The sequence below is a fragment of the Neobacillus pocheonensis genome (assembly GCF_050477905.1).
GTDB lineage: Bacteria > Bacillota > Bacilli > Bacillales > Cytobacillaceae > Neobacillus > Neobacillus pocheonensis_A.
In genome coordinates, this window is record NZ_JBCNAD010000004.1 from 23,355 (window position 1) to 31,559 (window position 8,205).

General features: G+C 35.2%; 10 protein-coding genes and 2 pseudogenes. 3 read left to right on the forward strand and 9 right to left on the reverse strand.

Features of this window, described 5'->3' with window-relative positions; all coding sequences use genetic code 11:
* Positions 1 to 98: 98 nt before the first annotated feature.
* Positions 99 to 266 carry an alcohol dehydrogenase catalytic domain-containing protein gene (locus ABES02_RS01800; protein WP_430129951.1) on the forward strand — a complete coding sequence of 56 codons (168 nt, stop codon included), beginning with the start codon at positions 99 to 101 and terminating at the stop codon, positions 264 to 266.
* Between the two features lie 24 nt (positions 267 to 290).
* A complete protein-coding gene (locus ABES02_RS01805) occupies positions 291 to 659 on the forward strand; it encodes a hypothetical protein (protein ID WP_430129954.1) in 369 nt (122 codons plus the stop codon).
* Positions 660 to 830: 171 nt separating this feature from the next.
* On the opposite strand, the gene ABES02_RS01810 is transcribed toward ABES02_RS01805, so the two are convergent.
* From ABES02_RS01810 to cdaS, 3 genes are all read right to left on the reverse strand, one after another.
* A complete protein-coding gene (locus ABES02_RS01810) occupies positions 831 to 1,154 on the reverse strand; it encodes a nucleoside 2-deoxyribosyltransferase (RefSeq protein WP_430129984.1) in 324 nt (107 codons plus the stop codon).
* Positions 1,155 to 1,335: 181 nt separating this feature from the next.
* Positions 1,336 to 2,661 (reverse strand): glycosyl hydrolase family 18 protein, encoded by a 1,326-nt coding sequence (locus tag ABES02_RS01815; protein ID WP_430129956.1) that lies wholly within the window; start codon positions 2,659 to 2,661, stop codon positions 1,336 to 1,338.
* Between the two features lie 79 nt (positions 2,662 to 2,740).
* A complete protein-coding gene (cdaS, locus tag ABES02_RS01820; RefSeq protein WP_430129959.1) occupies positions 2,741 to 3,367 on the reverse strand; it encodes a sporulation-specific diadenylate cyclase CdaS in 627 nt (208 codons plus the stop codon).
* 368 nt (positions 3,368 to 3,735) lie between these two features.
* Between cdaS and ABES02_RS01825 the strand changes: the two genes are divergently transcribed.
* Positions 3,736 to 4,230 carry a hypothetical protein gene (locus ABES02_RS01825; RefSeq protein ID WP_430129962.1) on the forward strand — a complete coding sequence of 165 codons (495 nt, stop codon included), beginning with the start codon at positions 3,736 to 3,738 and terminating at the stop codon, positions 4,228 to 4,230.
* A gap of 86 nt (positions 4,231 to 4,316) precedes the next feature.
* On the opposite strand, the pseudogene ABES02_RS01830 reads toward ABES02_RS01825, so the two are convergent.
* From ABES02_RS01830 to ABES02_RS01855, 6 genes and pseudogenes are all read right to left on the reverse strand, one after another.
* Positions 4,317 to 4,565 (reverse strand): annotated as a pseudogene (locus ABES02_RS01830) (glucose-6-phosphate isomerase); the annotation flags it as partial.
* Positions 4,566 to 4,567: 2 nt separating this feature from the next.
* Positions 4,568 to 4,696, reverse strand: a pseudogene (locus ABES02_RS01835) (NAD(P)H:quinone oxidoreductase, type IV); the annotation flags it as partial.
* Positions 4,697 to 4,913: 217 nt separating this feature from the next.
* Entirely contained in the window at positions 4,914 to 5,519 is a 606-nt protein-coding gene (locus ABES02_RS01840) for a nitroreductase family protein (RefSeq protein ID WP_430129965.1), read from the reverse strand.
* A 120-nt stretch (positions 5,520 to 5,639) separates the two neighbouring features.
* Positions 5,640 to 6,875 (reverse strand): beta-ketoacyl-ACP synthase II, encoded by a 1,236-nt coding sequence (gene fabF, locus ABES02_RS01845; RefSeq protein WP_430129968.1) that lies wholly within the window; start codon positions 6,873 to 6,875, stop codon positions 5,640 to 5,642.
* 149 nt (positions 6,876 to 7,024) lie between these two features.
* Positions 7,025 to 7,222, reverse strand: a complete 198-nt coding sequence (locus tag ABES02_RS01850; RefSeq protein WP_430129972.1) for a hypothetical protein — start codon at positions 7,220 to 7,222, stop codon at positions 7,025 to 7,027.
* A gap of 68 nt (positions 7,223 to 7,290) precedes the next feature.
* Entirely contained in the window at positions 7,291 to 7,839 is a 549-nt protein-coding gene (locus ABES02_RS01855) for a TetR/AcrR family transcriptional regulator (RefSeq protein ID WP_430129975.1), read from the reverse strand.
* Positions 7,840 to 8,205 lie beyond the last annotated feature (366 nt).

The following is an 8,205-nucleotide window of genomic DNA, read 5'->3' on the forward strand; positions in this document are numbered from 1 at the left end:
ATTAGGAACATGGTTTTTTAGGACTTAACAGGATTTTTTATCTAAAAAAATAAAGGATATTATGAAGAGAATGAATACTTTTCAAGCAATGGTCCAGTGTGAATTTTAAAGACGGCATAGGAGCTTTTCAAAATAGGCTTGTTAAGTCCTATCCCTTAGTGACAGGAATAGATTTATCTGGAACGATTATTGAATCAACGGATGAACGATTTAAAACAGGTGATGAAGTCATTGTGACAGGCTATAAATTAGGAAGGCGGATTTAGTGAAATGGAGATTGTATTAGCAGAGTGGGTTGTGCATCTTCAAAAGGATTGTCTTTAAAAGAAGCCATGATCCTTGGAACGGCTGGGTTCACAGCAGCATTATCAGTTCAAAAGCTTGAAGATAATGGATTGGAACAGAACCAAGGACCCGTATTGGCAGCAGGTTCTACAGGTGGTGTTGGGAGTATTTCCGAAAATATTATAGCTAAAAGAGGTTATGGAGTTGTAGCCAGTACAGGTAAATCTAACCATGAAGCATATTTAAAAAGATTAGAGGCTAAACAAATTATTAATTGCTATGAAATAGTAGAACAGATCAAACGCCTATTCGTGAAGAAAAATGGGCCGGTGCCATTGACCCTGTGGGTGCGAAAACACTTCAGTACATACTAAGTACTTTGAAATATGGAGGGTCGGTAGCTACCTCTAGTTTTACAGGTGGGAAAGCAGTCTCCGCAACAGTTCTTCCTCATATTTTAAGGGGCGTCAATTGGCTCGGTATTGACTCAGTTCAATGTCAAATGAATAAACGATTAAAAGTTTGGGATCGTCTGGGTGATGATCTTAAACCAACAAATTTACCACTTTTTCTTTAGTATTAAAAATAATGATAGGCTTTCTAAGCGACCATGAATATCCAACTTCCCACATTGTTACAGAATCTTGATCATTAAATACTGCAAAGAGAATATCACTATACTGAATGGCATTAACATCAGTAACAAAGTTTTGATTTTGCCATTGATACGATCCATAAGGAAACTTGCTTTTGTATTTTCGTGGAGAAAATACATTTAATCCTTTGTTAAATAATATTATTTCTAATTTTTCAATCAGGTCAATTTGTTCTGAGTTAAAAAAGGTCCAGCCAAATATACATTCATTTATCTAACCTCCAGAGGGTTATAAAAAATAATCATTAAGAGATGTTTAAAAATAGACATCTCTAGATATAATCTTTATACCATTATGTTGTCTACTCTTGAAAATTAGTCAAAAGCATTTTTTTAGACCCCTCTGGACCAAGTGATTGTCTTAAGGTGTATCAATTAGTATTCCATCAAACAGCTTAGTGTACATTGAATTCCTCAAGTAACATTTTTTCTGTTTGAGGCATGGTTAGACCTAAGTGCCAGCACCCCATGCCAGCTAGTCCATATTGTCGAACTAGACGGAACTTAACGAGTAAACTTCGTGGATCTTCAAACCACACTTCGTGTAAATTTCCTTTATTGTCCACATAACGGAACCAGGGTGCAGCAGCACTTTCATTATAGTGAACCGGACTTTGATAACCAGTGTATAAATCAATGGCATGTTGAGTGGAATAAGCAGAGCCTGAACGCTTATTAGTTCCTACAACCCAATCATAAGCATATTGAGGAATTCCAAGCATTAACTTCGATTTATCTACAACAGAAACTGCATAATTAAGTGTAGCTTTTACTCTGTCTATCGGAGCAATCGGACCTGATGGACCTCCTGGCCAATGCCAATCATAAGTCATCAAAAACATTTTATCTAGATATTTCCCAAGCGTCCGGTAATCATAGCCTGCTGAATAAGAGGGTATTTGATCACCTTCTTTTGGTGGAACAGCCATTAAAACTTCCATTCCTGCCGGATGAAGTTTTGAAGCTAATTCCTTAATAAACTGGTTAAGGTTAGCCCGATCTTTTGTTTTTACCTGTTCAAAGTCAATTACTACTCCTTTGTAATCATGACTATCTAAAAGGGAATATATATTATTGACAAATTTTTGTCGTAACCAAGGTGTGCTTATTAACTGATGTGTAAGATTAGGATCAAATCCTTTTTCACTTAAATTTGTAAGTGTAGCAAAAGGTGGAAGATTATCTTTCCAAGCAATCTTATGTGCCTGGTTTTCTGGTGTTTCAATGATATTTCCTTGTTCATCGGACCGATACTCAAAAACGAAAATACTAGTAAGAGTCTTTTTATAGTTATTAAGCATCCAAGCATTTGAATTCTTATCTTTTGGAACAAAATAAGTTCCAGTCCAAATATTGATTTTTCTCGGCCTGGGAATACTTAATTTCTGACCAGGGGCAATTACCCGACTCTTTAAATGATTTTGTCTCATTAATGCTATTTCACTAATTGCGTGACGGTTAGCAATCTCCCAAATACTCTCGCCTTGCTGAACAATATAAGTCGAACCAGGAATCATCATTGCCTGTCCAAGGACTAATTGAGTATTTTTAGCTAAACCGTTTAGCTTAGCTAGGTTCTCCTCGTCTACTTTGTATTGATTTGAAATTTTGGTTAGGCTATCACCAGGTTTCACTTCATGGATGACTTGAGCACAAGCGAAAATGGGAGTCATTAAAACCATACAAACTGAAATGAAGAAAAACAAAAGTTTCTTTATCATAGGAATCCTCCTAGAATAATTTTTCTAAAACGTAATAGCTCATATTGTTTTGAAACCGGTTATTCTTTAGTTTATGACCTTAAAAAACAATGGGCTGTTTAGTATTAATAGGATATAGTTTTCCGTCTAGGGCAAATGAAATTTTGCCCGTTTCTTCGGAAACCACTAATGCAAGTGCGTCGCTTTTTTCTGATATTCCAAGAGCAGCTCTGTGACGTGTCCCCAGTTTTTTTCCCTCTATATGCTTTGTTGTTAAAGGAAGGACATTTGCGGCAGAAACCACCTTGTTTCCCCTGATTAAAACCGCCCCATCATGCAACGGGTTCCCTGGGTAAAAGATGGATTCCAATAATTTAGGCGTAACTGATGCTCCTATTGTCGTTCCTTTTTGAATCATTTTCTCAACTGGATCAACACGTTGAACTACAATCAGGGCACCATGTCTTTGTCTCGAAAGATTCTGCACAGAGGTCGATAAATCTTCATAAGTGTCAGTAAAAGATGATAAATAACAATTTAAGTAAAATGACGCCGCCATTGATTCAATATCAATTAGATTTTGTTTAACGTCCTCGAGACTTCCCAGTACACAATAATTTTCGTTACTAAGTACTTCTAAATTTGATTGCAATAGAAGAATTAGCTGTTGAATACCATCTTGTAAATGTTTTTTCATTGGTGAAAAATCACAATTATTACCGTCCATGCCTAGATCCCTCCATATACATTTTTATTAAGACTGTGGACTGAATTACCGAGCATATGTAAGGTTGAATTTATCAATAACAACAGTCCATTAAAATGGATCACTAGAGTTAGTTTTGAACATAAATATTTCCCCTTTTAAGTTGGTATAAATAGTATTAGTTAGTTGTTTAGTTAATATAAAATAGTAAATTAATCCATTATATACCTTTAAAATAAGGATCCTATACTAAAAGGATCCTTATTTATTTATTGCTTTATTTACATTAATTAATTATAATAAAAAAAGAAACTAAGTTACTTTTTGTATACAAGTTATTAATCGTTTAATTATTTATAATAAAAAATTAAAAGAGTGAGGTAATTATTATGAATTTGTTAGAATCTAAAGTGATCCAAACAAAATTAGAAAAAGAAATTTTTATAGATGAAAGTACAAATATCGAATTAAAAATTTTTCATGATGCCGAAAAGAATTTCCCCTTTTATAAATTTATCGTTAGCATAGAAATGATGCGGATAAGGAGAAATGAATTTTATGGAACTAAAAAAGCATTCTTTGGAATTAGAGTGACAGAGGATTTACAATCTTTTAATGTTTTTGAGCCGGATCAACAAAGTATTTTTGCCACCAAGAACGAGCAGGAAAGACAAGCAGTTATGGAATTAATTGATTATTTATTAACCGAGTCAGTCAATTTTAAACAATTGGTAATATCAATGGTTGAAAAGCTCAATCAAGTGAATGTTGAAGGTGAAAAGGAAAACAAAGAATTAAAAACAAAATTGACACTATTAGAAAGATTATTAAAAATACATCATGAAGAAATCAAATTTCCACTACAAAAAAAATTAATAGCTTGAACCTTGTTTATGAATAGAATTTATATATAGAAAATTACAAAACACCCTTATATTTAAATAATAAGGGTGTTTTTGGTCTATTTATTTTATTTTGAAATGCGTTTTAATAATTCAGCTTTTTCAGCTTCATATCCTGGCTTTCCAAGTAGTGCAAACATTTTCTTTTTATATGCTTCTACTCCTGGTTGATCAAATGGGTTTACGCCCATTAATAATCCGCTTATTCCACATGCCTTTTCGAAGAAGTACACCATTTCTCGAAATGTATATTCGTCTAATTTATCCAGTTCCACGGAAAGGTTTGGAACTCCTCCATCTACATGGGCTAAAACCGTCCTAATTCTGGAACTGTTAAAATTTTAACCTCTGCATCAGCTTCCTTCGCCCCCTCAGCAGCCCATTGTGTTAATTGATAATTTGTACCTGTTGCACTTTATAAGATGATTGCAAGATTTACATTAGACATATGGCCAATCTCCTTATCATTAAGAAATAAAAAATTTAAACTTTTATACATTCAAATATATATTGCTCAAATTACGACAAATAAAATGAAAAAACTAATCGGAAGTGTATCCGATTAGTTTTTTCATTGCACCCCAAAGTTACCTGGTTTATTAGGTGATAAGATCGTTACCTTTTGACCTAATTTGTTTTTTTGAAATAAGCCTCCCTATAAAATTTTATTTAAACACTTTAACACGGTCCTCTAATGGTTGGAACTGTTTCTCTTTAGGTAAAGCTGTTGGCTTCCCAAATGGCATTTGGGCTATTAATTTCCAACTACTTGGAATACCCCATTTCTTTTTGACTTCATCATCAATAAGTGGATTATAGTGTTGTAATGAAGCACCAAACCCTTCAAGCTCCAGCGAGGTCCATACTACATATTGAAGCATCCCGTTAGATTGTTGAGCCCAAACGGGGAAATTATCGGCATACGATGAAAATTGTTTTTGAAAAGATTCAATTACTGCCATTTCTTCAAAAAATAATACGGTGCCATATCCACTGCCAAAGGCATTCATTTTATCTTCAGTAGGAGCAAAGTTTTCAGCTGGAACGATTTTCCTCAATGTTTCAGTTGTAATACTCCACAAATTAGTGTGATGTTCTCCTAATAAAAGAACTACTCTTTGGGCTTGAGTGTTGAATTCTGAAGGGGTATGCTTTACCGCATGATTTATTACTTCTTGAATTCTTTCATCAGATACAACTGATTCACTGCTAATCCCATAAAAGGTACGTCGACCCTCTACTGCGATATAAAAATCCTTCGATCCTGTCATTTAATCATCTCCTGCTCATTCTATTAATGGTTAATATCAATATTCAAAATTCAATATGGACAACAAATTCCTTGGACTCGATGACGTTTCTCGCTGAATATTTCTTTTCTTCAGTTCTATCTATATCGAAAACTTCTTAAATGCCAACACTGCATTATGTCCTCCAAAACCAAAACCATTAGAAATAGCATAGTTTATTTTCATGTTAACTGCATGGTTTGGAACATAATCTAAATCACACTCTTCATCTGGTATTTCAAAATTAATAGTTGGAGGAGCTATATCTTCCATGATACTTTTGAGGGTTATTACAGCCTCAATCCCACCTGCTGCTCCAAAAAGGTGCCCAGTCATAGATTTTGTGGAACTTACCTTTAAGTTATAAGCATGAGTACCGAAAACACTTTTAATTGCTTTGGTCTCTGATTTATCTCCTTCAGGGGTACTTGTACCATGTGCATTTATATAATCCACATCCGTCAATCGAATATTCCCCATATCTAAAGCCAATTTCATGGCATTTGCGGCCCCATTGTAGTCAGGGGAAGTAATATGGTATGCATCTGTTGTGGAACCATAACCTACGATTTCTCCTAAAATTGTCGCTCCTCTTTCCTTCGCATGTTCATATTCTTCCAGGAATAAAACACCCGCTCCTTCAGACATGACAAAGCCATCACGCCCTTTGTCAAACGGGCGACTTGCCTTTTCAGGAAAATCATTTAGAGTAGACATTGCTCTCATTCTTGAGAATCCAGCAAAAGCTAGTGGATTAATAGGAGCTTCAGCCCCTCCTGCTAATATGCCATCAGCATAACCATGTCTAATATTTAAAAAAGCCTCTCCAATTGCTTGATTCCCTGTTGCACAAGCAGAAACAGGTGAAAAGCTAGGCCCCTTAAAACCCGTTTTTATAGATATTATTCCTGACGCCATATTACTAATCATCATTGGAACCATAAATGGAGAAACTCTTCTTGGTCCCCTTTCAAGCAAAGCTTTATGATTTTCTAATGTAGTATTAATTCCTCCAATACCGGAACCAATATAAACCCCTAAGCGCTCCTTATTAACATTTTGTAAATCTAGATTCGCCTGTTCTAAAGCTTGTTGAGCAGCAGCAACAGCATACTGTATGAATAAGTCATATTTCTCCTGTTCTTTTTTATCCATATATTGTTCTGCGACAAAGTCGGTAATATAACCTGCAATTTTGGTGTTAATATTGTTATAGTCATCAGATGAAATTCTTTTGATGCCTGAATTACCTTCTTTAATGTTCTTCCAGAACGCTTCAATTGTATTTCCTAACGGTGAAACCACTCCATATCCTGTCACTACAACTCTTCGTGCCATCAACAACACTCTCCTGTCATTCCTTTTTCGCATAACTACTTCAAAAGATCTTTAAGTTGTTCCAATATTTTAGACAAGACACCATCTCTTAATACACGTTTACATTGTAATCGGCCCTTGATGCTTGAAATGAGAAAAACTGCTAATGCTTACAGATCGTCATTATTTTGAATGCGCCATTCCTTTTTGGTGTCCTTAAGCAATTCTGATAGAAAATCTATTTCGATTTGACTTAGAAGTTGTACTTTCTGTTGCATGAGTGTAGGCAAATAATTATAATCTGCCAGTAATGCTGCTAGGGCACACACAATCGGATGTATATAAAGAAAAAGGGACAATTTCGCCAAGGGGTGAAACCCCTTTTACCTATTAGTAGGTAAGCATCCCCGAAAAGTAAATAGTTCAAAACAGCTTTTTAACCTTTTAAAAGGGGGTATATTTCATTCATTGTTTGCTGCAATATCTCCTTTCCCAGTACCCGTCCGTATTGTATTGTTCCTTTTATACATGACACGATGGCAAAAGCTAATGATTCAATTTCTTCGGCTCCCCTTTCTACCAGTGTTACCTTAAGAATATTTTTAATAATCGTTATTTCTAACTGACTGATTTCTCGTACTTTTTGCCTTACTTTTTCAGGAAGGGATTCATAATCTGACTGGAGAGATGATACGGGGCATATCCCACCGTCGCTTAAAACAATTTGTCTCTCTAAAAAATGCTTGATCTTTTCTTCAAAAGTCAGCTTAGAATTCGTAATGAAGGATAAAAAGTCCTGCAAATTTTGAAGCACCAGATCAGTAACGGCAACTCCCAAATCCTCCTTTTTTTCAAAATGATAATGGATGCTACCTTTCGTCACACCCAATCGTTTGGATAAATCATCATAGCTAATGGCTACATAGCCTTTTTCACGAATTAGTTTCAGTGCCAGATCGATAATTTGTGTTTTCCTGTTCTCCATGATTATATATTAACTTACTAGTAGGTAAGTGTCAAGTTTAGGCTGATTTCATCCAGGCTCCATCGGTAAAATGACTGCGACCCCGGCTTGCCGTGCATGCTTACGATTTTCGTCTATTGCAGCTTTCGGGAACTCGATGGTCATAAGCCTCTTCAATACCAAGAGCATCTGGCAAAACTTGATAATTCGATAGAGGCCTTGGCTGAAAATGAAACCGATTGGAAGTCCTGACGTTCTTAACAAAGCTCATTGATTAATTTGAAATTTTGTAATGCAAAAATACCAAAAAAATCATGAATATTTGACAAATTGTGTATGTATTGCGGATGCCTTTTGTCTTAAAAAGCAATCGAGTAGAGGGAAAAT

Bases quoted from the DNA above. Each gene is read 5' to 3' on its own strand.
- ABES02_RS01825 (WP_430129962.1), top strand. From the start codon at position 3,736: ATGAATTTGTTAGAATCTAAAGTGATCCAAACAAAATTAGAAAAAGAA.
- ABES02_RS01855 (WP_430129975.1), bottom strand. From the start codon at position 7,839: ATGGAGAACAGGAAAACACAAATTATCGATCTGGCACTGAAACTAATT.
- cdaS (WP_430129959.1), bottom strand. From the start codon at position 3,367: ATGGACGGTAATAATTGTGATTTTTCACCAATGAAAAAACATTTACAA.
- ABES02_RS01840 (WP_430129965.1), bottom strand. From the start codon at position 5,519: ATGACAGGATCGAAGGATTTTTATATCGCAGTAGAGGGTCGACGTACC.
- fabF (WP_430129968.1), bottom strand. From the start codon at position 6,875: ATGGCACGAAGAGTTGTAGTGACAGGATATGGAGTGGTTTCACCGTTA.
- ABES02_RS01815 (WP_430129956.1), bottom strand. From the start codon at position 2,661: ATGATAAAGAAACTTTTGTTTTTCTTCATTTCAGTTTGTATGGTTTTA.